This window comes from Leisingera sp. NJS204 (assembly GCF_004123675.1).
In the GTDB taxonomy this organism is placed as follows: domain Bacteria; phylum Pseudomonadota; class Alphaproteobacteria; order Rhodobacterales; family Rhodobacteraceae; genus Leisingera.
This window is the reverse complement of sequence record NZ_CP035417.1, coordinates 1,623,606-1,647,644: the sequence shown is the minus strand read 5'-3', so window position 1 is coordinate 1,647,644 and position 24,039 is coordinate 1,623,606. Positions and strand designations below refer to the sequence as shown.

Here is a 24,039-nt window from a genome sequence, read left to right as displayed (position 1 = left end):
AGACCATAGTTGCCGTTCTGTCGCAGGGAAATGTCGCTTTACAGGCTTCCTGCGCAAGGAAGTTTCCGATAGGAAATCCCTCAGTTCTGATCCTTACTCCAACGGAGCCACTATGACTGAAGCGACCCGTGACCCCGGCTTTTTCACCCAAACCCTCTCCGAGCGCGACCCTGAGCTTTATGCGTCGATCACCGCCGAGCTGGGCCGCCAGCGCGACGAGATCGAGCTGATTGCCTCCGAGAACATCGTCTCGGCGGCGGTGATGGAAGCGCAAGGCTCTGTGCTGACCAACAAATATGCCGAAGGCTATCCGGGGCGCCGGTATTACGGCGGCTGCCAGTATGTGGACGTGGCTGAAAACCTGGCCATCGACCGCGCCAAGGCACTGTTCGGCTGTGAGTTTGCCAATGTGCAGCCGAACTCCGGCAGCCAGGCCAACCAGGGCGTGTTCCAGGCGCTGATCCAGCCCGGCGATACCATCCTCGGCATGGATCTGGCCTCCGGTGGCCACCTGACCCATGGCGCGCGTCCCAACCAGTCGGGCAAGTGGTTCAACGCGGTGCATTACGGCGTGCGCGAAAGCGACAACCTGATCGACTACGACCAGATCCAGGCGCTGGCCACCGAGCACCAGCCCAAGCTGATCATCGCCGGCGGCTCCGCCATCCCGCGCCAGATCGACTTTGCCAAGTTCCGTGAAATCGCCGACAGCGTCGGCGCCTATTTCATGGTCGACATGGCCCATATCGCGGGCCTGATCGCCGCCGGTGAGCACCCCTCGCCGTTCCCGCATGCGCATGTGGCCACCACCACCACCCATAAAACCCTGCGCGGCCCGCGCGGCGGCATGATCGTGACCAATGACGAGGCGATTGCCAAGAAAGTGAACTCGGCTATTTTCCCCGGCATCCAGGGCGGCCCGCTGATGCATGTGATCGCAGGCAAGGCGGCGGCCTTTGGCGAGGCGCTGAAGCCTGAGTTCAAGACCTACCAGAAGCAGGTCAAGGCAAACGCGGCGGCGCTGGCAGACCAGCTGATCCAGGGCGGGCTGGACATCGTCACCGGCGGCACCGATACCCATGTGATGCTGGTCGATCTGCGTCCCAAAGGCGTGACCGGCAACATCGCCGACAAGGCGCTGGGGCGGGCCCATATCACCACCAACAAGAACGGCATCCCGTTCGACCCGGAAAAGCCCACCGTGACCTCGGGCCTGCGCCTCGGGACCCCGGCCGGCACCACCCGCGGCTTCGGCGAAGCTGAGTTCCGCCAGATCGCCGATCTGATCATCGAGGTGATCGACGGGCTGGCCGCCAACGGTGAAGACGGCAATGCGGATGTGGAAGCGGCGGTGCGCGCCAAGGTCGCGGATCTCTGCGCCAGATTCCCGCTGTACCCGAACCTGTAAGAGACTGAAAAACATAAAAAAACCAAACGCCGCGGCTCAAATGCCGCGGCGTTTCTTATTGACGGCAAGCCTGTCAGCCACCACTACTCCCCTTTCGCGTATGCAGTATGGGAGAGCCTGTGATGGACAATGGATGGCAGGCCTCTGCTGACGCCTGGATCACACTGATGGGGGTAAGCGGCGACTTCAGCCGGCAACATGTTCTGGATCACCCGATGCTGAACCGTGTGCGTCTCCGGCCAAGCCCGCGCATTCTCGACGTGGGGTGCGGCGAGGGCCGGTTTTGCCGGATGCTCGCGCCCTTCGCAGGAAACGTAACCGGGTTGGATCCGACAGATGCCCTCCTCCGGCATGCGGAAGCCCTGTCTGATCAGAGGTTTGTAAAAGGTACTGCAGAAGCTCTGCCATTTGCAGACGCCAGTTTCGACATCGTAGTCAGCTATTTGACACTGATCGACATTCCAGACACGAAACGTGCAATCGCCGAGATGACGCGGGTGCTGGCGCCGGGAGGTCATCTGCTGATTGCCAACCTCAACAGCTGGATCACAGCCTCGCAATCCAAAGGCGGAGGCTGGACACGTGATCAGGACGGCGCGGCGAATATGTGCATCGACCGCTATTTCGAAGAACACCACCATTGGGGCGAATGGAATGGGATGCGGATAAAGAACTGGCACCGGCCGCAGGCGTTCTACATGCAAGCATTGCTGAACGCAGGGCTGCAGCTGACCCATTTTGACGAACCCATGGCGACGGGCGGCGAGCGGGCGGACAGCTACAACCGGGCTCCCTATCTCTACCTGATGGAGTGGCAAAAGCCGGCTGGCTGAATACGGCGGCACGGCAAACGCCCGCCAATAAATGGCGGGCGCCGGGCCTGTTTCACTTATTGCGGATCAAAGATCCTGTTTCGCGTCCAAAAGCGCGTCTTCCAGCAGCTTTTCGTTGCGGGCATCTTCGATCTTGCGGATGCGGTCTTCGCTGGAGCGATGATCGAACCGGTACTTCACCACGTTGATCAAGCTGAGCGTCAGCAAGAGCACGCCCATGCCCCAATAGCCTTTGGTGGCAAGCGGTACTTCGGTGGAAAGCCACAGCGACACCCCCAGCATCGCATAGGCGATGGCGACGCCGGCGACGTTCAGCAGGATAATCAGTTTGTTGTCAGTGCTGTCGGTAAACATGTCTTTGCTCCAGTATTCAAAAATTTCTTGAGGTTGCCCGGCGGTCCGGGAGATGCCTGGGCTGTGCCCGGTCAGTCTTTGGCTTTCAGCCGGTTCAGCACATCGGCGGCGGTGCTGCGGCTGCGGGGGCCGAAACCGGCGTCCGCCAGATCATCGGCGATGGAGCTGCTGTTCAGCTCGCCGTCGATTTCACGCAGGATCTCGCCCTGCTCAAACGGGTCATCGCGCTGCAGGACTTCGCTGATCAGCGCCTCGGCCTCCTCAGCCGGGCTGTCACCGCCGGTGTGGCGGCGCAGGCGGCGCTGGATGTCCTGTTCGCGCCGGGTAGCACGGGCGGCAATGGCGCCCTGCTTCAGGTCGGTGATGCGGCGGCTGGCGGTTTCCACCGACTGGCGCAATTGCAAGATCCTTGTGTCCAGCCGGTCCAGGGTCTGGCGGCGGACTGTCAGCTCGTTCTCCATCTCGGCAACTGCCTGGGCTGCGCTTTGCGCCAGATCCTCGCGCCCGCCTTCCAGCGCTTCGCCGGCCCGTGCCATCAGGTCGTGCACACGGGTTTGCAGGGTCTCGATCTGGCGCAACTCAGCGCGCTGGCGTTGGATCAGGCTGGCCAAGGTCAGCTTGGCCGCCTTCAGATTGCCTTCGGCCTCGCGGATCTTTTGGGTGATCAGCTCGATCGAATAGGTCTCCCGCAGCTGTTCCTCGGCCCGGGCATTGGCACCGGTGATCAGGGTCTTCAGAGTGGCGAACATCTCTTCCTCCATCTTGAACATCGTTCACAGGAAGAGTGATCGCACAATCCTGAACGCTGTTCAAGAACTATTTTGAACGTCGTTCAAAAATTCACTTACTGCCGATTTGATTGAGCACCTGGGCAATCATCGTTTCGATCTGATGGGGAGGCACCCCCGAAATACGCCGCTCCAGCCCCAACAGCACAATGCCATGAACAGAAGAAAACAGCGCCCGCACCATCAGGCCGGTCTCCTCTGCGCCCATCCCCGGGAACAGCTCCCCCACTGGCCGGGCGATATTGGCAAAGAGCCCCTCCAGCGCCTCCAGATACCAGCCGGGCACTGGCCCCTCTGCGGTCATCTGCAAATCAAACAGCGCCCGCCACAGGTTGGTGTTCGCGATGGCAAAGTGCAGGTAGGCGTTGCTCATCAGGATCAGGCGGCTGGCGGGCGGCTCCGCGGCGGCGTGTTCCACCGATGCCCTGACAGCGGCCCCAAGCCTGCGGAAGGTGCGGCCGTTCACCGCCATTATGATGGCGTTCAAATCGTCGAATGCGTTGTAGATCGCCCCCAGCGCACAGCCCGCATCCTGCGCCAGATCACGGGCGCGCAACGCCCCTGCCCCGTCACGGGCAATGCGGATCTCTGCCGCTTCCACCAGTTTTTCCCGCAGCGCCGCCTTGCGCGCTTCTACTTTGCCTGCCATGGCGCCTCGCCTTCATCTTGAACCACGTTCAAAATACCGAAGGCAGCGGCGGGGTAAAGCGGGAAATCAGATCAGACCGCGCCAGCGCAACACAACGACCAGCAGGATCAGCACCACCAGAAGGGAAAACGCCGCACTGCCCAGCACCCCCAGCCAAAAGCCCTTGCGCCGGTCTGCCAGGTCGATTTTCTGCAAATGCGCCTTCACTTCGCGTGCGGCGCCGCGCAGCGGTTTTTCGTCAACAGTCGGCCGCAGCTTGGGGTGTTCCAGCATCGGCAGCGCATCGGCGAGTTTCATGCCCTGTTTATAGACCCGGCGCGGCAGGCGGCGGCGCGCCCGCTTCAATGCCGCGGCCAGATCGCCGGAGGCCTGTTCGCGCTCCTTCAGCAACGTACGGATGTCCTCGATATCCTGGTCCAGGCTGGCGGCCATTCCGGCACTCTCCCTCAGCTGCTGTTCACCGCCACCCTAACCTGCGCCTGCGGCTGTCTCAATGGGGGTGGCAAGCCTTTGCCTGCGCGGGTATCTAGAGCTTATGCTGAACACGATCACACATGGCACCGCCACAAACAAAACCCCGCTGCTGATTGCCCACGGTCTTTACGGCTCGGCCCGGAACTGGGGTGTTATTGCCAAACGCCTGTCGGATGAGCGGCTGGTGGTTGCGGCGGATATGCGCAACCACGGCGACAGCCCGCGGACCGAAAGCCACAGCTATCCTGAACTGGCCGAAGACCTGGCCGAAGTGATTGCCGCGCATGGCGGCAGGATGGATGTGATCGGACATTCAATGGGCGGCAAGGCGGCAATGACGCTGGCTCTTAACCACCCTGATGCGGTACACCGCCTGGTGGTTGCCGACATCGCGCCGGTTGCCTATGGCCATACCCAGATTCAATACATCCACGCCATGCGCACGGTCGACCTGGAGACAGTTGCGCGCCGCCCGGAGGCCGCGGCGCAACTGGCCGAGGCAGGGGTGGAACCTGCACTGCAAAGCTTTTTCACCCAATCGCTGGATATTCCGAACAAGCGCTGGAAACTGAACCTGGACACGCTGGCGGATCAGATGCCGGACATCATGTCCTTCCCTGACACGGATGCCGCGTGGGAGGGGCCTGCGCTGTTCCTGTCCGGGGCTGAATCGGACTACGTGCTGCCCGAACACCGCGACGAGATCCGTGCGCGCTTTCCCGCCGCCCGCTTTGCCAAATTGCCCGGTGCGGGCCATTGGCTGCACGCCGAAAAGCCGCGCGAGTTCGAAGCCGCCGCGCGGGTGTTCCTGAACGCCTAGGCGCCGCGGGCATAAAGCTGTTTGGCCACCAGCCAGGCCACCGGCAACCCGGCAATCGCACCAATGGCCGCCGAGGCCAGAATGGCCTGGGTCGACACCAGCCCTGCGACCAGAACCGCGATGACGCCGACGCCTGCCAGGCTGGAACCAATCAGCGAATATAGAACGGATGCAAGGCGCAACATGAGGTCTCTCCTAAGCCTGTCGTGTCTCTTTGAGATCAGGCATAGGGATTCGCGAGTGCTCCCGCCTTGATCAGGATCAGATGGCAAGCCAGTGAAAGAAGAGGGGAAAAGCGGCCCCGAAGGGCCGCCAGCAGCTGACACTCCGGGGGAGGAAGCTGTCAGCCGGTTTCCACAAACACCCGGCCGCCCTCGACCCTGACAGGATAGGTATTAAGATCTTTATGCACCGGTGCCGACAACGCCTTGCCGGTGCAGATATCAAACCGGCCGCCATGCAGCGGGCATTCGATGACGCAATCAATCACCAGCCCGTCCTCCAGGCTCTGCTCTTCATGGGTGCAGATCAGATCCGAGGCAAAGAACCCCTTTTTGGTGTTGTAGATCGCGTATGATTTGCCGCCATGCTGCCAGGAGATCAGGTCTTCCTCGTCGATGTCATCGGTGGCGCAGGCGTCTATCCATTGGCTCATGCTGTGGCTCCTGATTGGTATTTTCCGGCCTAACTCACATTGTCCGCTGCGCGACACGTTCCACCGGGCCGCCCCCGGTGATCATATGCGGCGCCTGGCGGATGCTGGCGGCCTTGGTCTGGCGCCCCAGTGAGCGGCGCAGCACCACCGACATCACCTCAAGATTGGTCTTGCAGAAGCCCGGATCCGGCTGCGGCAGCTGATCCTGCAACGCCTCGGCCAGTTTGGGCAGCGCGTGGAACGGCACCTGCGGATACAGATGGTGTTCGACGTGGTTGTTCATCTTCATATAGAGGAATTCAGCCAGCCGGTTGCTGCGGAACGACCGGGTGCTCTCCAGTATCGATGGCGAATTCTCCTGCAGCTCCACGTGCTGGATCAGGGTGAACAGCAGCATGACGGGAGCCCCCAGGATGCGCGGGATCACCAGGAACCAGACCACCCACCAGATGCCAAAAAACGGCGCTGCGGCGATCAGCGCATAGATCATCAGCATAATGCGCGCGTTGCGGGTCATCTTGGCAAACCCGCCTTCGGGCGTGACCATCTTCATCGTGTCGGTGTAGCGGCCCGCTGCCAGACACACGAACACCTGCATGTGGAAGCGCAGCAGGGCAAAGCCGCTGATCTCGGCCAGCCAGCCGCCAAAGCCCATCGGCGTGTCGAACGGCATCTGGCTGTCTTTGCCCACCCACCAGGTATGGGTGTGGTGGTTGGTGTGGGTGTAGCGGCGGTGCAGCGGCTCCTCCATGTAGAGGAACGAGGTGACCCACAGCACTGCCTCGTTCAGCCAGCGGCTGCGGAAGGCGGTGCCGTGCGCGGTTTCATGGCTGAAGGAATAGGCCGGCACGGTCAGGAAGATGCCGTGCAGCAGCATTGCGGGCCAGACCCAGAGCGTGCCGAGCGTTGCCCAGACCAGCGCGCCGGTGGCCGACAGAAAAGCAACCCATTGAGCGATATAGATCAGGCCGGGCTTATCGCTGCGGGCAGCGATGGATTTCAGCGTTTTCTTGTCGAGTTTCACCCCGGAAGACGCGGCATTTGTGGGGATGTAATCCGGCATCTGTAACCTTCTGGATGGCTGAAGTGATGTGTCTGACGGGTGCAGCAACCCTCCGGGCAGTCCGCTGAACTGACCGTGGCTTCATTGCCTGCATGGGGAGGCCTGCCTTAGCTCGCGTAATTGGAGCCTTCGTCGTCGAGGATCGCTTTCAACTCGGCCAGGTGGCGTTCGGCCTGGTCGGGGTAATCCTCCAGCTCCTGCGCAGTTTTCTCGGCGACTTCATCGCTCAGCACCCGCAGTTTCTGGCCGGTTTGCAGCGCCCGGATATAGGTCTCTGCGGCACGCTCGAAATAATAGAGCCGGTTGAAAGTGTCCGCGGCACTGTCCCCAATGATCAGCACCCCGTGGTTGCCCATGATCATGGTCTTGACCTTGGGGTCGGTCAGCATCGACGCGCAGCGCGCGCCCTCGTCGTCAAACGCCAAGCCGCCAAAGCCGTTGTCTATCACATAGCGGTTGTAGAAGGTTGCTGTGTTCTGGTCGATCGGCGGCAGGGTGCTGTCGGCCAGGCAGGCCAGCACAGTGGCGTGGATCGAATGCACGTGCATCACGCAGCGCGCATGGGGACACAGGCGGTGGATCGAGCCGTGCAGCCCCCAGGCGGTCGGGTCCGGCGCATCGGGGCGGTCCATCGTCTTGGGGTCATTGGCATCCAGCAGCAACAGATCCGAGGCTTTGACCCGGGCAAAATGCACCTGATTGGGGTTCATCAGAAACTGGCTGCCGTCCTCGCTCACCGCCAGGCTGAAGTGGTTGGCCACCGCCTCATGCATGTCCAGCTTGGCCGTCCAGCGGAACGCAGCAGCCATATCGACGCGCTCCTGCCAATGGGTGAGGTTCGGGCTGAGATCCGCTTGCTTGTTCATTCTGACGCCTCCGATAGTGTTGATGCACAAGTGGTGCCAGCAGAATTGCCGGCTGACAAATGATTGATTCAGCGCTAATGCATTAATTGAATTAATGCATAGGTCGTGCGTCCGTGTCTTCTCCTGTCTCACCCTCTTCTTCGCTGCCCCCGCTCACTTGGCTGCGCGCATTTGAGGCCAGCGCGCGGCATCTGTCCTTCACCCGTGCCGCAGGTGAGCTGAACCTGACGCAATCGGCAATCAGCCAGCATGTGCGCAGCCTGGAGACCTTTCTGGGCCGCGAGCTGTTCATCCGCAAAACCCGCGCGCTGGAACTTTCCGAAGCCGGCGCCAATTACACGCCCATCGTGCGCGAGGCCTTTGACCTGATTGCAGCCGGAACGCAGGCTTTCACCGGCGGCGATCAGGGGCGGCACTTGGTTTTGCAGTGCAATATGGCCTTTTCGGTGTTCTGGCTGTCCCCCCGCCTGCCTCGTCTGTACGAAAAGTTCCCCTGGCTGGTACTGAACATCGTGACCCCGATCTGGGATCCCGAACGTCATGCCGCCAATGCAGGCACCGAGATCCGTTTTGGCCGTCCTGCCGACATGTCCGCCGCCGCCGTCCGGCTGACGCGGGACCGGTTCTACCCTGTCTGCGCGCCGGGTTATCAGGACGGAAAAGTTGATTTCGAAACCGGGACCCTGCTGGATTGCGGCGGTGTGACAGGCTCTTGGGGGGCGTGGTTCAAGTCGCAAGGGCGCATGTTTGAACGCAATCACGAGATCAATCTGGCCTCCACCTACGTGATCGCCATGACAGCGGCGGTGAATGGCGCCGGTATCTCCATGTCGCACGACACGCTGGCCGGCGGGCTGCTGGAAAGCGGCCAATTGGTCAAACCCAGCGGGCATTCAGCGGAATTGCTGGAGAACTATTTCCTGATGCCGCCCCCCAGCCATGCCAGCACTCCGGCGACGCGGGCGTTTCTGGAGTGGCTGGAGGGTGAACTGCCTCCTGTATAGCGCCAACATGAGGCCCGCGCCTGACCTTGGGAGGGCGCGAAAGACATTTTCAAAAATCTCCAACATCACCTGCAAAAAGTGCGCTATCCGCCCGCCTCTTGCGCGTTAAGCCATGCACAGCTATATGCGCCGCACCGGTCGCAGCCTACCCGGTCACCAAAACAAGGGTACAAAAATGAAGACTATCGTTATCTGCTCGGGCGGGCTGGATTCCGTTTCGCTTGCCCATATGGTTGCTGATGAACATCAGCTGACCCGTCTTGTCTCCTTTGATTACGGCCAGCGCCACAAGAAGGAGCTCGACTATGCCGCCGCCGCCGCTGTGCGGCTTGGCGTGCCGCATGACATCATCGACATGCGCAGTATCGGCGCAGCCCTTTCCGGCTCGGCCCTGACCGATGATATCGACGTGCCGGACGGCCATTACGAAGAAGACTCCATGAAGGTTACCGTGGTGCCGAACCGCAACGCCATCATGCTGACCATCGCCTATGGCATCGCTGCCGCCAATGGCGATGAGGCCGTGGCCACGGCGGTGCATGGCGGCGATCACTTCATCTATCCGGACTGCCGCCCGGCTTTCACCGAGGCCTTTGACGCGATGCAGCGGGCGGCGTTGGATGGCTATGCCGACGTGCGGCTTTACACCCCGTTTGTGCACCGCTCCAAGGCCGACATTGTCACCGCCGGCGCCAAGCACAACACACCGTTTGCCGATACATGGTCCTGCTACAAGGGCGGCGAAAAGCACTGCGGGCGCTGCGGTACCTGCGTGGAACGGCGCGAGGCATTTCATCTGGCCGGTGCCGAGGATCCGACGGATTACGCCGACCCCGATTTCTGGCAGCAGGCGATTGCCGCCAAGGACGGTGCCTGATGTTCCGGATCACCAAGGAGTTCCATTTCTCCGCCTCGCATCAGCTGACCCATCTGCCGACTGACCACCAATGCGCCCGGCTGCATGGGCACAACTACGTGGTGGTGGTGGAACTGACGGCCAAGGAGCTGAACGCGGATGGCTTTGTGCGCGACTATCATGAGCTGAAACCGCTGAAAGAATACATCGACGGGACCTTTGACCACCGGCATCTGAACGACGTGCTGGAGGGGCATTCAACGGCTGAAAACATGGCCAAGCATTTCTATGACTGGTGCCATGCGCGCTGGCCTGAGGTTGCTGCGGTGAAAGTCTCGGAGACCCCCAAGACCTGGGCGGAGTACCGGCCATGACATCCCTGCGCATTGCCGAAATCTTCGGCCCCACCATCCAAGGCGAAGGCGCTTTGATCGGGGAGCCCACAGTGTTTGTGCGCGCCGGCGGCTGTGATTACCGCTGTTCCTGGTGCGACAGCATGCATGCGGTGGACAGCGCCAACCGCCACGACTGGGCGGTGATGACGCCAGAGGAAGTCATGGGCGAAGTGCGCCGCCTGTCCGGCGGCAAGCCATTGACGGTGTCGATCTCCGGCGGCAATCCGGCGATCCAGGACTTCGCCCCGGTAATCGCATACGGCAAGACCGAAGGCTACCGCTTTGCCTGCGAAACCCAAGGGTCCGTCAGCAAGCCGTGGTTTGGTGATCTTGACACTTTGGTGCTCAGCCCCAAGCCGCCGTCCAGCGGTGAAAGAGTGGATTGGAAAGCCTTTGACCTATGTCTTGAAGCCGCCAAGGGCTGCGGCCAGACAGTAATTAAGATCGTGATCTTTGACGACAAGGATTACGCCTGGGCCAAGGCCGCCGCGGAGCGCCATCCCGGACTGCCATTGTATCTGCAGCCCGGCAATCCGGAAGTTGACCCCTCCCTGCCGGTCGATCTGAACCAAGCCACAGACCGGCTGTTGTGGCTGATTGAAAAAGTGACCGGCGACCGCTGGTTCACCCCCCGCGTCCTGCCCCAGCTGCATGTGCTGGTTTGGGGCAACAAACGCGGCGTCTGAACATAGGAACCCTGACATGTCTGACAGCATCTACAGCAATCTGAAACAGCTGGGCGGCGATACCGTGGTGCCGGCCAGCCCGGAACAGGCAGAACTGGAGCGGGTGCAGAACCCGCAGTCCGACACGGCCTATAACGTGCGCTTCACCGCACCGGAGTTCACCTCCCTTTGCCCGATGACCGGCCAGCCGGATTTTGCCCATCTGGTGATCGACTACGTACCCGGTGAGTGGCTGGTGGAAAGCAAATCGCTGAAGCTTTTCCTGACCTCCTTCCGCAATCACGGCGCCTTTCACGAGGATTGCACGGTCTCCATCGCCCGCCGGCTGGCGGACTTCCTGCAGCCGCAATGGCTGCGCATCGGCGGCTACTGGTATCCGCGCGGCGGCATTCCGATTGATGTGTTCTGGCAAACCGGCCCGATGCCTGAGGGCGTCTGGATCCCCGACCAAGGCGTGCCCCCCTACCGCGGCCGCGGCTGACACAACCCAAAGCACCTTTGACACAGCTCAGCCCGGCAGCGCAGTTGCCGGGCTTTTTGTTATTCAAAACAAGCGATACCCATTCGCGGCCACCGGAATGCACGTGGCGGAGAGTTCAGTTTGAATTTCAAACAATTTACCGCAAAAGTAGTTAAGATTTTAGTGAACATGCACTCTGAGGCGGCGTCAGGAGACGATCCGGGCTATCCGGATACATAATTTTTGTGACGGGGGACCTTTATGAACTTTCTGGATTTGGGCAAAACGCTTTCGGGATATTTGAACGCGCTTTCGCAGGCCGGCCTTCAGGTCGAAATGTTCACGGATTTTGAGAAAGTGCCCGACGCCGCCGCCGAAACCGGCCGCCGGTTCCAGATGCCGGGTTTTGCCATCGAACGGGCCGACCACACCCGGAACTCGGCCTTTTGGCTGTTCCTGAAGGAGGGCGACACCTATGTCGGCGGTGCTGCCTCCATGCTGCAGGATCTGGGCCGCGAAACCCTGGCTGAGTTTCTGCTGCGCACCTCGCGGCATCAGTTTCCCAACGATGCAGGCGGCGGCGTTGAAAGCGTCGCAGAACCGCTGGCGCGGGAGGTCAGCGGCCGCCTGGCCTATATCGGCGAGCTGAACTTTCTGCCCGGCCATCGCGGCAAACGGGCGGAACGGCTAGAGCCTTTTATGCGGATCTTTCAAATCCTGGCGATCCAGAAATGGGATGTGGACTGGATCTACGCCTTTATCCCCGACCGCCACATGCAGGCCCGGCTGGACCTGGTCTACGGCTTCAGCCGGGCAATTCCGCGGGCGCAGAAATGGCGCGATCCGGAACCGGAAGTGCGCAGCAGCACCGAATGGTTTGTCGGCGCATCCCGGCTGGAAATGGAACACATGCTGCAAAGCGATTTAGCCAAATTTGATATCCTGTGAGAAGTTGGCCACCATCAGCTTGCCGTCCGGTAAATATACCGGTGCCAAAACCCGCCGGTACTGCCGGGTAAAGCGGCGCCCGTTCAGCAGGTTCACGTCGATCGACGGATGGGTGATCACCGGCTCGCCGCGGCTGATCGCCTCGCTGTGCGCCAATACCAGATCAGAATTTAGCCTGTCGCTGAACCCGTTCAGGGTGTTCCGCAGCTGCTCGCTGCTTGCCACCTCAAAGCAAATCGAGGCCAGGCTGGCCGGACCTGACTTGATCGGCTGAATGCGGTTTTTCTCCGCATCCGGCGGGCTGAACAAATCCACCTGATGCTGCAGCTGGTCAAAGCCTTCCAGGCGGCCGCTGTTGGCAAACCACCAGTCCAGGAAGTCCTGCAGCGACACGTCGCAGCCGCGGTACTGGCGGGAGCGGGCAGCCGATTGCAACTGGGCATTGAGAATTTCAAATGCCTTGCGTCCAGCCTCCTCCGCCCGGCGGTCCGGCAGCAGCTCAAGATCAGCAGTGTCCGACGAGAAATAGTGAAACGACACCCCCAGCCCGCGCGCCAGCGCATCCAGCATGCTCCAGCCGATCTCACGCTCGTTCTTCAGCGCGCTATTGAAAGTGCCATAGGGGATCCCGCATTTCAGCGCCGCCTGCCGGTTGGATAGGTTCATATCCGTCAAAAGCGCGGAGATTTTTTTGTGAATAAGCGCCATATGCGTAAGATCTTTCATATTTAACGAAACATCTTGCATAAAACAACCGGCACGGCAATCCAGTGCCCGCGTTGATTTCGGCGGCGGCCTGGAAAACCGGCACATGCCCTGGATGACCCAGCGGGTCGCAGAAAACCATTCCTGGCGGCCGCTGGAAACAGGCGAAAGGGTCAGGGTTGGCGCACTATCCGGAGATCTTGCCAAGGCCGTCCTTCCCGGCGCTATCCCGCGCACGGCGCGCCTGGCACCTTCCGGCTGAGTTTCGAGGGCGATGCGCATCAGGCACAGTCGATCCTTGATTTTCTGCCGACCCCCAAAAGCACGCAGGTCTAACTGCGTGACTACGGGTCCCATTTTCCTGCTGTGATCGACCAGCCGTTGAACCGCGAACGGACTGTCGCTGAGGTGGCAAGCCAGTTTGGTGTTTAAGCCACGATGATCCACGGCTGGAAGCGGGCGCTACTGGAGGGGCATCCGGTGTGTTCAAGCGTGGCAGCAAGAAAGGCCCGGAGATCGGCGAAGAGCAGGTTAAAGAACTGCACGCCAAGATCGGGGAGTTGGTAGTTGCCATCGATTTTTTGTCACGAAAGCGCAAGCCGTGGACCGGCAGGTGAGGCGTAAAATGGTCGAACCTGCCAATTCTGAGCTGTCTATCGGCAAGCAATGCGGGCTGCTGTCGATCCCGGGGTCGTTGAGCGGCCCCACTGGAGTGGTCCAGATTGAAAGTTAGTACATGGTTGGCCTTTGGTCCATCTGGACATTGGCCTCTGGCGCAGGCGGGCGGTAGCCCAGAGCACTGCGGGGGCGTTTGGTGTTGTAATGTGTAGTGGTTCCGATGTGATCTGACAGTTGGCCGTTTTTCCGGCGGCGTCTGTCAGGTCAAGTTTGGTTCAGGAACTTTTCCTTCCAGATTTCTTTGCCCTCGATCATGGTCTGAAACGGCGTTCTGCCGCAACACATTTTGCCCTGATGAGTGCGCTCGTGGTTGTAGTGGTGCAGCCATTCGTCCAGATCGGCCTGCAAGGCTTCGATGCTGTCGTAGAGCTTCTTGCGGAACGCGACCTGATAAAACTCCTGCAACACCGTCTTGTGAAACCGTTCGCAGATGCCATTGGTCTGCGGTGATTTCACCTTGGTTTTGGTGTGGTCGATATCGTTGATCGCCAGGAAGAGCTGGAAATCGTGTTTGTCGACGCGCCCGCAGTATTCCGTCCCGCGATCTGTCATGATCCGCAGCACCGGCAGGTCGTGCTCGTCATGGAATGGCAGCACTCGGTCATTGAGCAGGTCGGCTGCGGTGATCGGTGTTTTGGTGGTGTAGAGCTTGGCATGCGCCACCTTGCAATAGGTGTCCACGTAAGTCTGCTGATAGACCCGCCCGACGCCCTTGAGGGTGCCGACATAAAACGTGTCCTGTGATCCCAGATAGCCGGGATGGGCTGTTTCCACCTCGCCGCAGGCTTCATCGTCGAGCTTCTTCTTCTCCAGCGCCTGCACCTGGGCCTCGGTCAGGATCATGCCGTCCTCGGCCACCTTGGCTTCCAACGCCCTCAGCCGGGCCTTGAAGTTCGCCAGATCGTGCCGCAGCCAGATCGACCGGACACCCGAGGGTGAGACGAAGACACCCAGCTTACGCAACTCGTTCGAAGTGCGGGCCTGACCGTAGGCCGGGAAATCAGTGGCGGATTTGATGACGGCCTGCTCGGTCGCGTCGTCCACCCGGTTTGCCAGATTGGGCTTGCGCCGGGTGCGCTCAAACAGCGCTTCCACGCCGCCTTCTTCAACGGCTGACTTGTAGCGATAGAAAGTATCCCGGCTATAGCCCATCACCTGACAGGCTTTCGAGACATTCCCCAGTTCCTCGGCCAGATTCAGCAGGCCGGTTTTGTGTTTGATGATCTTGTCGGTAGTATTCAACATCGTGGTTTCCTCGTTTCGATGGTTTGGTTGGCACCACCATCAAAACGGACAACCATCTCCCTTCAAGGGAACCACCGCCCCCAATCCAATTTGAAAAAATGGGGGCGGTGTCAGATCACATCGAGACTAATTCATGTAATGCTTCCTCCAGTTTTCGATGATAATTTGGGCCTCGCGTAGCGAATAGAAGACCTCCCCGTTCAGCAGTTCGTCCCGCATGCGCCCGTTGAAACTTTCGCAGTATCCGTTCTCCCAAGGCGACCCCGGTTCAATGAAAGCAGTCTTGGCGCCAACGGCTTTGATCCACCCCCTGACGGCCTGAGCTATGAACTCAGGGCCATTGTCTGACCGAATGAATGCCGGCACGCCACGTAGGATAAACAGATCCGTCAGTGCATCGATGACTTCGTTTGCATTCAGCTTCCGCTTCACTCGGACCGCAAGGTATTCCCGGCTATACTCGTCCAGAATGTTCAATGTTCTAAAAGCCCTGCCATCATCCGTTCGGTGATGCACAAAGTCGTACGACCAGACGTGGTTGCGATATTCCGGACGCAGCCGGACACATGATCCGTCCACTGCCCGGCAGGGCATTGCGAAGCAATGTCCCGAGAGGGTTGAGCCAGAGCCGTCCCCTCTTGGGCTGCTTCCTTGGAACCTTCAGCCCCTCCCGCCGCCATAAACGTTCGACACGTTTATCATTCACCTGCCAGCCAGCGTCCCGCAGCAGGGCCGCAACCCGGCGGTAGCCGTACCGGCCATACTGACGTGTCAGCTCGATCATGTCCGCGACCAGGCATTCCTCGTCAGCACGTCCCTGCGGCACTCGCCGCTGTGTGGACCGGTGCTGGCCCAGAACGCGGCAAACGCGACGCTCGGAAACCTTCATCTGGCTGCGCACATGATCAATGCAGGCCCGGCGGCGGGAGGGGCTCAGGGGCTCCGCCCGTTCAGGCCTCGGACAGGATCAATTTGTCCAGTGTCAGGTCCGAAACTGCCCGGCGAAGCCGCTCGTTTTCCTTCTGCAGCCGCTTTAGTTCTTTAGGCTGTTCCGTGCCCATTCCGCCGTACCCTCAGCATCTCTCTCGAACCAATGGCGTTCGATGCTTCGATCTTCCAGCGATAGTAGGTCTGTTCCATAACGCCGATCTGACGGATCGCATTTATGCGGGGCATGCCTTGCCCCATCAGAGTTTCAACCTGCCGTAACTTCACGACGTTCTCTTCAGGCTTGGGTCTCTTAATGGCCATCTATGGTCCTCCGCTTTCCTAAACATAGGCGCGGACCACTTCATTGGGGGAGGCTCACTTCCAAGTGCGGGTCAAAGACGGCGACGATGACCGCTTCAGCGCCAGCACCGCCGATCCGGAGCTGGGCAGTTTCCGCCTGGAACCGATGCAGGGCGGCACAGAATACGAGACCCGCGCCAAGGCCATATCAAAGACCAGAGACACCAAGTGGACCGCCTGGCTGCCGGTCACCACGCCCGCGTTCAAGCTGCAGCCGGACATGCTGGCCGATGAGACCTGGCAGGCAATCACCGATGATGCCAATGCCGCCGCTGCCGCGCTGGACGACCAGCTTGTCCTGGACAAGATCGCGCCGCTGGAAGGCGCGGTGCGGCGGGATCTGGAGATCCGTGACGTGCAGAGCTTCCATGCGGCAGAGGCGCTGGGGGTCATCGGGGACAAAGTGCTTTGGATGCTGACCAAGCTGTCCGAAATCGACGGGCGCATGGCGGATGCCGGGATCTACCAGGACCCGGACACCGGCACGGTGCGGATCTACGGCGTGGAGGCGGAAGCCGAACGGATCAGCACGGCGGAAATCCGGCTGTCCGCTGCCGAAGCCTCTATCACACTGTCGGCCACCCAAGCCTGGGTCAATCAGCAGATTTCCAATGCGGTACTGGACCCGAGCCAGATCCCCGTCGTGGGCGACCTGCAGTTGCGGGTAAACCAGGTGGAGGCAGATCTGGACGCGGCGGAGGCGGCCATCGCCCTGAAGGCCACGCAAACCGAAGTGGACGGGATGGACGCCCGCCTGAGTTCGGCAGAAGTGGATATCGACGCCGCCCAAGAGGCCATCACCCTGAAGGTGGATCAGGCGGATTTTGACGCCGCCGAAAGCCGCCTGTCCACGGCAGAGGTGCAGATCGGCACCCTGGACGGCCCGGCAATCACCCAGTCCGTAAGCGACGTGCGCAACCTGCATGATCAGATGGCGCTGCAGGATGTTGCCACCCTGGAGCAATTGCTGCTGGCTTATGAACAGCGCGAAGCCCTGAAGACCCAGATTGCCTATGCCACTCAGGACATCCGGGCGCGGGTGGATGATGACCGCAGCGCAACAGCGGCCATCACTGCAAGCCTTGGTGTGGCGATTGAAAACAGCGTGGCGCTGATTGAATCGGAAAAGCTGGTGCGCGCCAGCGGCGACGCTGCTCTGGCCAGCAGCATAGATGCCCTGGAGGTCCGCTTGGATGGCGACATTGCCGCCCAGGCCGCAGCCTCCAGCGCGCTGACAACCCGTGTCAGCACAGCAGAAGGTGCGATCACCAGCCACAGCCAGAGCCTGATCAGCCTTGAGGCCCGCCTGGATAGCGCGGAGGCGGGTATTTCCGGCCAGGCCACGGCGCAGTCGCAACTGGACGCGCGGGTCACAAGTGCGGAAGGCGTGATCATCAGCCACGGCCAGAGCCTCATCAGCTTGGACAGCCGTCTGGATGATGCCGAGGGCAATGCTGCCGGGCAGGCCACCGCCCTCAGCCAGTTGGACACCCGCGTCAGCGATGCTGAGGGGGCTGTGTCCAGCCAGGCCACGGCGATCACTCAGTTGCAATCCGATGTTGGCGACAACAGCACCAGCATTCAGCAGACCATGCAGACTGTGGACGGGGTGATGGGGGAATTCACCCTGCGCATCGACAACAACGGCCATGTGGCGGGAATGGTGGTGCGGTCTGATCTGGATGACGAGGGCGAACCCGCATCCGAGATAGCGTTTCAGGCGGATAAGTTTGCAATCGTCTCGGCAGATGGCGCGCAGAAGCGCAGCCCCTTTGTGGTCTATACTGAGGACACCATGGTCGGCGGCATTCTGGTTCCCGAAGGTGTTTACATACGCAAGGCGGCGATCCGCGACGGCTCAATCGGCAATGCTGAGATCGCCGGAAGCCTGGAGTCCCCTGATTATGCGGAGGACGCAAACGGGATCCCGACCGAAGGCGTAAAGATCGACTTCAAGAACAATGCGCTGAAAGTGGCCGGCGCTGTGTTTTCCCGGCCTATGGTCCTGGCGCAGGGGTCCTTTACGGCTCCGGGACAAATCGGCGATGGCGCCCGCTGGGCCTTTGTGAATACCGGCATCCGGGTTGGCAAGCTGGACGTCTGGCAGGCGCAGCGGTTTGCCCTGGCCGCTGCCGCATCGGTCACCACCACCGGCACCGCACCGGGCGGCATGGACCCCAACAACACCTTCTGGACGCTCAATACATCGATCCAGCCCGGCGCGCGCTGGAATGGCTTCGGCGGCGCCAACCCCGATCCGGCAGCGTCTTGGAGCAAGGACCCCGCCGCCCTGGTGAACCCGCATTGGGCCAGCGGCAGCGATCAGCGGGTGTTCCTGGCAATCGATCTGGAGGCCCAGGGCGGCGTCTATTTCAACAACCCGAAAATCGAATGGACAGTGTTCCAGGTAACATAAGGAGAGCAGCCCTATGGCATGGCCAAAGGCAGGAACAGTCAGCGTTGTGAACGGCAGCGCAATCGTCACCGGAACCGGCACCAGCTTCTTTGGCAGCGCGCAGGCGGGCTGGGGCTTTGTCGGCCCGGACGGGCGGGTCTATGAGGTGCTGGCGGTCAGCAGCGGCACGATTTTGACAATCACCCCTGTGTACCAGGGCGCAACGGCGGCCGGGCAGATCTATGCGCTGTTCCCCACCATGTCGCTGGCGCATGATGTGGTGGCCAGCGTGCAGGCGCTGACCGGCGCGTTTCAAGCCGTTGCGGACGGCCCCGGACAGGGCAAGTTCAGCACTGATGTGGTCAAGCTGGGCGATGAAGACACCGGCCTCGGCTGGCCGTCCAGCAATGAGGTGGCGCTGAAGGCCGGAGGCAATTGGCAGCTCCGCCTCAAGGAAGGTGTGGCCAGCGGCGCGGCGGTGCAGGGCCATTGGCTTGATGCCGCAATTGGAAAACTGTTGACGGCGGGGGCTTTCGGCTGGGGTCATGATGCCGCGAACGGATCGGCAAACACTTTTGCGGGCACAGAGCTTTCGGCGATCACTATCACCGGCCTTTACCGGTATGCCAGCACGCACACCGATGCGCCCAGCACTGCGGGCGTACTGATGCATCTGAACCGGATCCCCAGCAGCGCTGCCGGTGGCATGGTTCAGATTGCGTTCGGCAACAACGGTGAGATGTGGATCCGCGTTCAGGACGGGGCGGGTCCGGTCTCCTTCGGGACTTGGCGGCGGATGGACCCCGAGCGCGGCAGTAATACCAATGGCGAGTATGTGCGCTTTGCTGACGGCACGCAGATCTGCACCGATACCGTTGCGCCCGGCACTTCTGCGGACAGCACCTGGACCTTCCCGGCTGTGTTCGCAACGGCCTCTGGTCTTGTCGTGGCCGGCGCAGGCCGGACGAGTTCGGACGCCAGCTTTGTTTCAGCACGCCCGCCCACAAATTCAAACGTCGATTTTAACCATTGGAACACCAGCGGTGCGCGTGTTGGCGGTGCCGTCAGCCTGATCGCAATCGGCCGCTGGTATTAAAGGAGATCATCATGAAAGTAACCTGCATCTGTGTCGCCGGTCTGCCCGGCCAGCCTGAAACCAGCGCCAGCGTGAACGGCGATGTGATCACCGTGGACGGCGTGCCCTATGACCTTTCCGCCGTGCCTGATGGCGGCTTTGCCGAACCGGGGGGCGACAACCACCCTTTCATAGGACGCATCGAGCGGATCGATGGCGGGCTGCGTGTGCAACTGCGCTGGATCTATTCAGACGCAACCGCAGAGCCGGATCAGCCCGCTGTCCAGCCTGTGTTCATGGTCATCATCGGAGAGGTGCCTGACCCGATTGTCCGCAAACCCCTGGCCAGCGAGGCAGCAGCATGACGTTTTCCCTGAAAATCACCACCTCCGAGCAGGTCGCAGCGGCGGCCCGCACGGCACTCCTGGCCGATCTGGCCGACACCCGGTGGAAGATCCAAAACGGCGGCATCACCCTGCCCAGCGGCTTCCACGCCCGCACAGACCGCACAACCCGCGCCGACCTCACCGAAGCCTTGAGCGCTCTGCAACTGGGCATCAAAAGCGAGCCGTTCTCCTGGAAGGCCCCCGATGGCTGGATCAAGCTGACGCGCGCAGATCTGGAGCAGATCACCGCCGCCGTCGCAGCCCATGTGCAGGGTTGCTTTGATGCGGAAGAAGCCGTGGAGGCGCAGATCACCGCACTCAACGATGCGGAGCTGGCCGGGTTTGATGTGTCGGCCGCATTTACCGCCGCTCCGGCAGCCCCTGCGGCTGAAACCTGAAACAACCCGCCGCCCGGTAACGGGAGGCCAAGGGGGGTATCACCACCCCTTAACACGGGGCCATAGTTCTCACACCTGACCCCGCCGACCATCTAACACTCTTGGCCGCTCCCTGTCCTCGAGGACCCGGCCTCTTTGGAGTGATTCCACTTGAAGCTGCAAGACCAGCGTTGCGGCGAATGCCGCAGATTGTTATTTAAAATCGAGCCTGGCGCCCTCAGCGGCACGCTCGCCATCAAGTGCCCTAGATGCAAGGCACATAATTCCCTGAGGCCGCAGAGCCCTTCACCAAAGCGCCCGGTTCAATCCAGTGAGCGTGACGGAAAGGCTCAAAGCCATGAACCCCATTTCGAAGATCAAATCTGAGGCCGCCCCCGGCCTCACCATCGCCCAGGCCGACGCCCTGACCTTCCTGGACAGCCTCAGCCCTGCCAGCGTCGGCGGGCTGTTTGCCGATCCGCCGTATTCGTCCGGAGGCAGCCAGCGGACTGTCACGACCCAGACCGGCCGGAAGTATTGCGGCACCCTCAGCCGCAATACTCTGCCTGACTTTGCCGGAGAGACCATGGACCAGCGCTCAAATCTGCGTTTCACCGTTTCCTGGCTGAGCGCTGCGCGGCGGGTGCTAGAACCCGGCGGTTATTTCGGGATCTTCTGCGACTGGCGCCAGCTTCCCGTCTTTACCGATGCGGTGCAGATTGCGGGCCTGCACTGGAAGGGCATCAGCGTCTGGGACAAGACCGAAGGTGTGCGGCCGCAGAAAGGCGCCTTCCGCCATCAGTGCGAATACATCGTCTGGGGCACCAACGGGCAAAAGAAGCCTGGCGCCAATCGCATCCTGCCGGGCTGCTTCCGCAAATCCAATGTGACCCGCAACAAGCTGCATCAGACGCAGAAGCCGGTTGAGGTGATGGATTGGCTTTTGTCGATCACCGAAGACGGCGCTCCGGTCCTGGACCCATTCATGGGCAGCGGCACCACCGGCGCCGCCGCCCTCGCCTCCGGCCGCCCGTTCTTTGGCTGCGAGCTGGTGCCGGAGATCTACAAAGTTGCGGAAGCGCGGCTGACGGCCTGTCTCAGGCAGAGCCAGGTTCAAGACTGTGCTTAGGTTACGGCGCCTCGAAGCCTTCAAAAAGCGTAAAGCCACCCTTTAAGCACCCTTTAAAACCCTCTGCCGCCCGGCGTTTTTTTACGTTTTGGGCGGCGGATTGCCGAGTATTGCAATGGGAAGTGTCCCGTACTGCAATGGGAAGTGTCCCAAAATCCCGGCGTCAAATCGCGGGACCGGCGGATTTCCGGACTGGCTAAACCCCGGTTTCAGGCCTAAAAATCAGGGAATTCGCGAAAACGAGTTGCTGTTAGGAGACACTTGATATTGCAGTAACCGGAAGAGGCCGGACAAAGCCGGAAGAACCCGGATAGAGCCATATAAAAAAGGGCATTCAGGAAGATCTAAAGCTGGAAAGTGGCCTGGGGTGTTTGTCCTTCAATACCCGGAAAAATGGCCCTTACAGCGCTCTCAGCAGATTTTGGGACACTTCCCGTTGCAAACTCTCTCCCCTGCCCTAGACCTTGTAGAATAAGGGAAAACAGGCCCTCACAAGGGCGATAATGCCCCTTATGTTAAATTTCAGACCGCCAATTTGAGCCGCCGAACTTGAACGAAGGAGGCGGAAGTTCGAACAAGCGTTCAAGAATGGGGTTAAACGCCTAAAATCAAAGCAGTAGAGAAAGCTTGCCTCGCGCGACGCTCAGCCCGAACTTGAACGTGATTTTGGTTCGGGCTGAAACACCCTCCAGCCTTGCCTTGGGAAGGTGAGCTAGGAAAGGAAGTTGTGCACGGCGGACTTTGCAGACTTTCGCTGCGCACGCAAACTGAGCGACCACTCAAAACTTAATGGTTCGCAACAGCCCCCTCCAACATCTGTTGCGACATCAGGATTGGGAAGTTGGAACACTCCCGCAAACGCAATGTCTCAACGTTTCAGCAAACTCACTACAGTGCATGCCTACCATAGTGAGTAAAGGAAATTCACTCTCGACAAAGAGCCCTTGGTTACAGGCTCGCTGCAGCAGCTTCTACAACACCCTTGGCTGAACAAGTTCAGCGCCCACCCATCTTATAGCTGTGTTGCGCTTCGGCTTCTAACGTGCAAAGTCAAAGCAACTGGACAGCAGGAGTTTGGGACAATGCATCCCTCAAGGTTTCAGATCTTTAGTCTATTTGATGCGGTCGATGTCGATATCAACTTCCTTGAAAACTGTGGCATATTAGTTGGCCCCAACGGGATAGGAAAAAGTAGCGTCGCTAATATTTTCTACTATTTTGTTTCGAGACAGTGGAGCAGGTTGGTAGACTATAGGTTTGATCGGATAGCACTCTGGTTTGGCGACGACGCAATTGAAATCGGTCGAGATGAAATCACTGGACTTTCAAGAATTGCGAGCGTTTTTGACGATCTCAGCCCGTCATCAAAAACATTCGATATTTTAAGCAAGCTGAAGTCAGAGGATCGATTGGAAGAGTTTCTAGGAGATCTTGTGTCATCGGGGAGGGCTATGCCAAACTGGAGAGATTATCTCTCCGACGATTTATCATCTGACCAATTCAGGCACTTTATGTATTCTCTGCGTAGGAGAATGGAGCACGATGATGATGATTTCTTCTCCCTGCCGAAGAGAAATGTGGAAGCCCAATTGGAAAAATACATGCCAGGGAGAACTTTATTTCTACCCACTTATAGGAGAATAGAAAAAGATCTCCGCGAAATCTCCCCTAAGCTCCGAAGGAAGTTTCGAGAAGACCTTTCATCCGACGGCGAATTAGAGCTCACGAGGTCCTCTCGTTACTACATAGACCTTGTAAGCTTTGGCATGAACGATGTTCGAAAACGGTTGAGCGGGTTAGCAAATGAGTTAAGAGATTTTTCTCTTTCAAAATTCAATGAGCTATCAGGCCTGTATCTGAAGGACGTTATTAGAGGGCAGGCCGACGACTTCAATGTTGAACAAATTCGAGACCTTTCCGACTCGGCTCTTTCAAAAATTCTAGGGCGTGTGAGTGAGGATATTTTGTCCGATAATGACAAAGATCTACTTAGGCAAAAAGTTACATCTATCAGGTCAAACACTTTGGACTCGATTAGTGTTCATGATCGCTTCTTGGCACACTACTTCTCGAGATTGGTGGTCGTTAATGAAGAGATATCCCAAAAAGAAGGGGATATCCTATCTTTCGTCGAGACTTGCAACGACTACCTCCTTCCTAGGAAGCAGATTGTATACGACGAGACGACTTTCAGCACCGCAATCTTCGATCAAGTGTCTGGCCCTATCGACCTGAGCTTACTCTCATCAGGCGAAAAACAAGTTATTTCTGTTTTTGCTCATCTTTTCTTGGACAAGCAAGAAGTCCAGACCGTAATCATTGATGAGCCTGAGTTATCGCTATCAGTCCCATGGCAAAAACGTTTCCTAGAGGACATTTTGAAAAGCAATAGATGCAGCTTCCTGCTCTCTGTAACGCATAGCCCGTTTGTATATCAAAATAGCCTCCGGCATCATGCGTTAGATCTTCGCAAGAACATGTACTGATCGGGAGGGCAGGA

27 protein-coding genes and 1 pseudogene are annotated in these 24,039 nt (G+C 59.6%); 17 read left to right on the top strand and 11 right to left on the bottom strand.

The annotated features are described in order from the left end of the window. Positions 1–112: 112 nt before the first annotated feature. Both glyA and ETW24_RS08130 read left to right on the top strand, forming a co-directional pair. Positions 113–1,408 (top strand): serine hydroxymethyltransferase, encoded by a 1,296-nt coding sequence (glyA, locus tag ETW24_RS08135; protein WP_129370561.1) that lies wholly within the window; start codon positions 113–115, stop codon positions 1,406–1,408. A gap of 122 nt (positions 1,409–1,530) precedes the next feature. After that, positions 1,531–2,241: a class I SAM-dependent methyltransferase gene (locus ETW24_RS08130; protein WP_129370560.1), complete on the top strand. Its 711-nt coding sequence runs from the start codon at positions 1,531–1,533 to the stop codon at positions 2,239–2,241. Between the two features lie 66 nt (positions 2,242–2,307). Here ETW24_RS08130 and ETW24_RS08125 read toward each other — a convergent pair whose 3' ends face one another. The 4 genes from ETW24_RS08125 to ETW24_RS08110 form a co-directional block, all read right to left on the bottom strand. Beyond that, the gene (locus tag ETW24_RS08125) at positions 2,308–2,595 is read right to left on the bottom strand and encodes a hypothetical protein (protein WP_129370559.1); all 288 of its coding nucleotides are present in this window, start codon (positions 2,593–2,595) and stop codon (positions 2,308–2,310) included. A gap of 71 nt (positions 2,596–2,666) precedes the next feature. Beyond that, complete coding sequence (locus ETW24_RS08120) at positions 2,667–3,344, bottom strand: PspA/IM30 family protein (RefSeq protein ID WP_164982720.1); 678 nt, start codon at positions 3,342–3,344, stop codon at positions 2,667–2,669. Between the two features lie 91 nt (positions 3,345–3,435). Further along, the gene (locus ETW24_RS08115) at positions 3,436–4,032 is read right to left on the bottom strand and encodes a TetR/AcrR family transcriptional regulator (RefSeq protein WP_129370557.1); all 597 of its coding nucleotides are present in this window, start codon (positions 4,030–4,032) and stop codon (positions 3,436–3,438) included. 66 nt (positions 4,033–4,098) lie between these two features. Further along, positions 4,099–4,464 carry a hypothetical protein gene (locus tag ETW24_RS08110; RefSeq protein ID WP_129370556.1) on the bottom strand — a complete coding sequence of 122 codons (366 nt, stop codon included), beginning with the start codon at positions 4,462–4,464 and terminating at the stop codon, positions 4,099–4,101. A gap of 103 nt (positions 4,465–4,567) precedes the next feature. Here ETW24_RS08110 and ETW24_RS08105 point away from each other — a divergent pair, with 103 nt between their 5' ends. Further along, the gene (locus ETW24_RS08105) at positions 4,568–5,326 is read left to right on the top strand and encodes an alpha/beta fold hydrolase (RefSeq protein WP_129370555.1); all 759 of its coding nucleotides are present in this window, start codon (positions 4,568–4,570) and stop codon (positions 5,324–5,326) included. Here ETW24_RS08105 and ETW24_RS08100 read toward each other — a convergent pair. From ETW24_RS08100 to ETW24_RS08085, 4 genes are all read right to left on the bottom strand, one after another. After that, on the bottom strand, positions 5,323–5,511 hold the full coding sequence (locus ETW24_RS08100) for a hypothetical protein (RefSeq protein WP_129370554.1): 189 nt from the start codon (positions 5,509–5,511) through the stop codon (positions 5,323–5,325). The genes ETW24_RS08105 and ETW24_RS08100 overlap by 4 nt on opposite strands. Positions 5,512–5,669: 158 nt before the next feature. Next, on the bottom strand, positions 5,670–5,981 hold the full coding sequence (locus tag ETW24_RS08095) for a non-heme iron oxygenase ferredoxin subunit (protein WP_129370553.1): 312 nt from the start codon (positions 5,979–5,981) through the stop codon (positions 5,670–5,672). A gap of 34 nt (positions 5,982–6,015) precedes the next feature. Further along, a complete protein-coding gene (locus ETW24_RS08090) occupies positions 6,016–7,044 on the bottom strand; it encodes a fatty acid desaturase (RefSeq protein WP_129370552.1) in 1,029 nt (342 codons plus the stop codon). Between the two features lie 107 nt (positions 7,045–7,151). Further along, positions 7,152–7,910 (bottom strand): class II aldolase and adducin N-terminal domain-containing protein, encoded by a 759-nt coding sequence (locus tag ETW24_RS08085; protein WP_129370551.1) that lies wholly within the window; start codon positions 7,908–7,910, stop codon positions 7,152–7,154. Positions 7,911–8,023: 113 nt separating this feature from the next. Here ETW24_RS08085 and ETW24_RS08080 point away from each other — a divergent pair, with 113 nt between their 5' ends. From ETW24_RS08080 to ETW24_RS08055, 6 genes are all read left to right on the top strand, one after another. Continuing rightward, positions 8,024–8,914 (top strand): LysR family transcriptional regulator, encoded by an 891-nt coding sequence (locus ETW24_RS08080; RefSeq protein ID WP_129370550.1) that lies wholly within the window; start codon positions 8,024–8,026, stop codon positions 8,912–8,914. Between the two features lie 175 nt (positions 8,915–9,089). Beyond that, a complete protein-coding gene (gene queC, locus ETW24_RS08075) occupies positions 9,090–9,791 on the top strand; it encodes a 7-cyano-7-deazaguanine synthase QueC (protein WP_129370549.1) in 702 nt (233 codons plus the stop codon). After that, a complete protein-coding gene (gene queD / locus ETW24_RS08070; RefSeq protein ID WP_129370548.1) occupies positions 9,791–10,144 on the top strand; it encodes a 6-carboxytetrahydropterin synthase QueD in 354 nt (117 codons plus the stop codon). Before queC ends, queD begins: the two co-directional genes overlap by 1 nt. Continuing rightward, positions 10,141–10,851: a 7-carboxy-7-deazaguanine synthase QueE gene (queE, locus tag ETW24_RS08065; RefSeq protein ID WP_129370547.1), complete on the top strand. Its 711-nt coding sequence runs from the start codon at positions 10,141–10,143 to the stop codon at positions 10,849–10,851. Before queD ends, queE begins: the two co-directional genes overlap by 4 nt. A 16-nt stretch (positions 10,852–10,867) precedes the next feature. Further along, positions 10,868–11,332 (top strand): preQ(1) synthase, encoded by a 465-nt coding sequence (queF, locus tag ETW24_RS08060; RefSeq protein ID WP_129370546.1) that lies wholly within the window; start codon positions 10,868–10,870, stop codon positions 11,330–11,332. A 240-nt stretch (positions 11,333–11,572) separates the two neighbouring features. Then, on the top strand, positions 11,573–12,259 hold the full coding sequence (locus tag ETW24_RS08055; RefSeq protein ID WP_129370545.1) for a hypothetical protein: 687 nt from the start codon (positions 11,573–11,575) through the stop codon (positions 12,257–12,259). Here ETW24_RS08055 and ETW24_RS08050 read toward each other — a convergent pair. After that, a complete protein-coding gene (locus tag ETW24_RS08050) occupies positions 12,236–13,411 on the bottom strand; it encodes a helix-turn-helix domain-containing protein (RefSeq protein WP_254695727.1) in 1,176 nt (391 codons plus the stop codon). The genes ETW24_RS08055 and ETW24_RS08050 overlap by 24 nt on opposite strands. A 35-nt stretch (positions 13,412–13,446) precedes the next feature. On the opposite strand from ETW24_RS08050, the gene ETW24_RS25090 reads away from it, so the two are divergent. After that, positions 13,447–13,581 (top strand): hypothetical protein, encoded by a 135-nt coding sequence (locus ETW24_RS25090; protein ID WP_302664666.1) that lies wholly within the window; start codon positions 13,447–13,449, stop codon positions 13,579–13,581. Positions 13,582–13,846: 265 nt separating this feature from the next. On the opposite strand, the gene ETW24_RS08040 is transcribed toward ETW24_RS25090, so the two are convergent. Further along, entirely contained in the window at positions 13,847–14,887 is a 1,041-nt protein-coding gene (locus ETW24_RS08040; RefSeq protein WP_129369363.1) for an IS481 family transposase, read from the bottom strand. Positions 14,888–15,022: 135 nt separating this feature from the next. Then, positions 15,023–16,138 (bottom strand): annotated as a pseudogene (locus ETW24_RS08035) (IS3 family transposase); the annotation flags it as partial. 64 nt (positions 16,139–16,202) lie between these two features. Here ETW24_RS08035 and ETW24_RS08030 point away from each other — a divergent pair. From ETW24_RS08030 to ETW24_RS08000, 7 genes are all read left to right on the top strand, one after another. Then, on the top strand, positions 16,203–18,593 hold the full coding sequence (locus tag ETW24_RS08030) for a phage tail tip fiber protein (protein ID WP_129370544.1): 2,391 nt from the start codon (positions 16,203–16,205) through the stop codon (positions 18,591–18,593). A gap of 13 nt (positions 18,594–18,606) precedes the next feature. Then, positions 18,607–19,668, top strand: coding sequence for a hypothetical protein (locus ETW24_RS08025; RefSeq protein WP_129370543.1), 1,062 nt, complete (start codon positions 18,607–18,609; stop codon positions 19,666–19,668). Between the two features lie 11 nt (positions 19,669–19,679). Then, positions 19,680–20,012 carry a hypothetical protein gene (locus tag ETW24_RS08020; protein WP_129370542.1) on the top strand — a complete coding sequence of 111 codons (333 nt, stop codon included), beginning with the start codon at positions 19,680–19,682 and terminating at the stop codon, positions 20,010–20,012. Beyond that, positions 20,009–20,431, top strand: coding sequence for a DUF4376 domain-containing protein (locus ETW24_RS08015; RefSeq protein WP_129370498.1), 423 nt, complete (start codon positions 20,009–20,011; stop codon positions 20,429–20,431). Before ETW24_RS08020 ends, ETW24_RS08015 begins: the two co-directional genes overlap by 4 nt. A 150-nt stretch (positions 20,432–20,581) precedes the next feature. Next, entirely contained in the window at positions 20,582–20,797 is a 216-nt protein-coding gene (locus tag ETW24_RS25200) for a Com family DNA-binding transcriptional regulator (protein WP_129370541.1), read from the top strand. Then, complete coding sequence (locus ETW24_RS08005; RefSeq protein WP_129370540.1) at positions 20,769–21,539, top strand: DNA-methyltransferase; 771 nt, start codon at positions 20,769–20,771, stop codon at positions 21,537–21,539. The genes ETW24_RS25200 and ETW24_RS08005 overlap by 29 nt, the downstream gene beginning before the upstream one ends. Before the next feature lie 1,082 nt (positions 21,540–22,621). Continuing rightward, positions 22,622–24,025 (top strand): AAA family ATPase, encoded by a 1,404-nt coding sequence (locus ETW24_RS08000; protein ID WP_164982718.1) that lies wholly within the window; start codon positions 22,622–22,624, stop codon positions 24,023–24,025. Positions 24,026–24,039: the final 14 nt, after the last annotated feature.

Bases quoted from the DNA above. Each gene is read 5' to 3' on its own strand.
- ETW24_RS08120 (WP_164982720.1), bottom strand. From the start codon at position 3,344: ATGTTCGCCACTCTGAAGACCCTGATCACCGGTGCCAATGCCCGGGCC.
- queE (WP_129370547.1), top strand. From the start codon at position 10,141: ATGACATCCCTGCGCATTGCCGAAATCTTCGGCCCCACCATCCAAGGC.
- glyA (WP_129370561.1), top strand. From the start codon at position 113: ATGACTGAAGCGACCCGTGACCCCGGCTTTTTCACCCAAACCCTCTCC.
- queF (WP_129370546.1), top strand. From the start codon at position 10,868: ATGTCTGACAGCATCTACAGCAATCTGAAACAGCTGGGCGGCGATACC.
- ETW24_RS08105 (WP_129370555.1), top strand. From the start codon at position 4,568: ATGCTGAACACGATCACACATGGCACCGCCACAAACAAAACCCCGCTG.
- ETW24_RS08095 (WP_129370553.1), bottom strand. From the start codon at position 5,981: ATGAGCCAATGGATAGACGCCTGCGCCACCGATGACATCGACGAGGAA.
- queC (WP_129370549.1), top strand. From the start codon at position 9,090: ATGAAGACTATCGTTATCTGCTCGGGCGGGCTGGATTCCGTTTCGCTT.
- ETW24_RS08125 (WP_129370559.1), bottom strand. From the start codon at position 2,595: ATGTTTACCGACAGCACTGACAACAAACTGATTATCCTGCTGAACGTC.
- ETW24_RS08085 (WP_129370551.1), bottom strand. From the start codon at position 7,910: ATGAACAAGCAAGCGGATCTCAGCCCGAACCTCACCCATTGGCAGGAG.
- ETW24_RS08015 (WP_129370498.1), top strand. From the start codon at position 20,009: ATGACGTTTTCCCTGAAAATCACCACCTCCGAGCAGGTCGCAGCGGCG.
- ETW24_RS08100 (WP_129370554.1), bottom strand. From the start codon at position 5,511: ATGTTGCGCCTTGCATCCGTTCTATATTCGCTGATTGGTTCCAGCCTG.
- queD (WP_129370548.1), top strand. From the start codon at position 9,791: ATGTTCCGGATCACCAAGGAGTTCCATTTCTCCGCCTCGCATCAGCTG.
- ETW24_RS08020 (WP_129370542.1), top strand. From the start codon at position 19,680: ATGAAAGTAACCTGCATCTGTGTCGCCGGTCTGCCCGGCCAGCCTGAA.
- ETW24_RS08090 (WP_129370552.1), bottom strand. From the start codon at position 7,044: ATGCCGGATTACATCCCCACAAATGCCGCGTCTTCCGGGGTGAAACTC.
- ETW24_RS08000 (WP_164982718.1), top strand. From the start codon at position 22,622: ATGCATCCCTCAAGGTTTCAGATCTTTAGTCTATTTGATGCGGTCGAT.
- ETW24_RS08005 (WP_129370540.1), top strand. From the start codon at position 20,769: ATGAACCCCATTTCGAAGATCAAATCTGAGGCCGCCCCCGGCCTCACC.
- ETW24_RS08040 (WP_129369363.1), bottom strand. From the start codon at position 14,887: ATGTTGAATACTACCGACAAGATCATCAAACACAAAACCGGCCTGCTG.
- ETW24_RS08025 (WP_129370543.1), top strand. From the start codon at position 18,607: ATGGCATGGCCAAAGGCAGGAACAGTCAGCGTTGTGAACGGCAGCGCA.
- ETW24_RS08055 (WP_129370545.1), top strand. From the start codon at position 11,573: ATGAACTTTCTGGATTTGGGCAAAACGCTTTCGGGATATTTGAACGCG.
- ETW24_RS08110 (WP_129370556.1), bottom strand. From the start codon at position 4,464: ATGGCCGCCAGCCTGGACCAGGATATCGAGGACATCCGTACGTTGCTG.
- ETW24_RS08130 (WP_129370560.1), top strand. From the start codon at position 1,531: ATGGACAATGGATGGCAGGCCTCTGCTGACGCCTGGATCACACTGATG.
- ETW24_RS08115 (WP_129370557.1), bottom strand. From the start codon at position 4,032: ATGGCAGGCAAAGTAGAAGCGCGCAAGGCGGCGCTGCGGGAAAAACTG.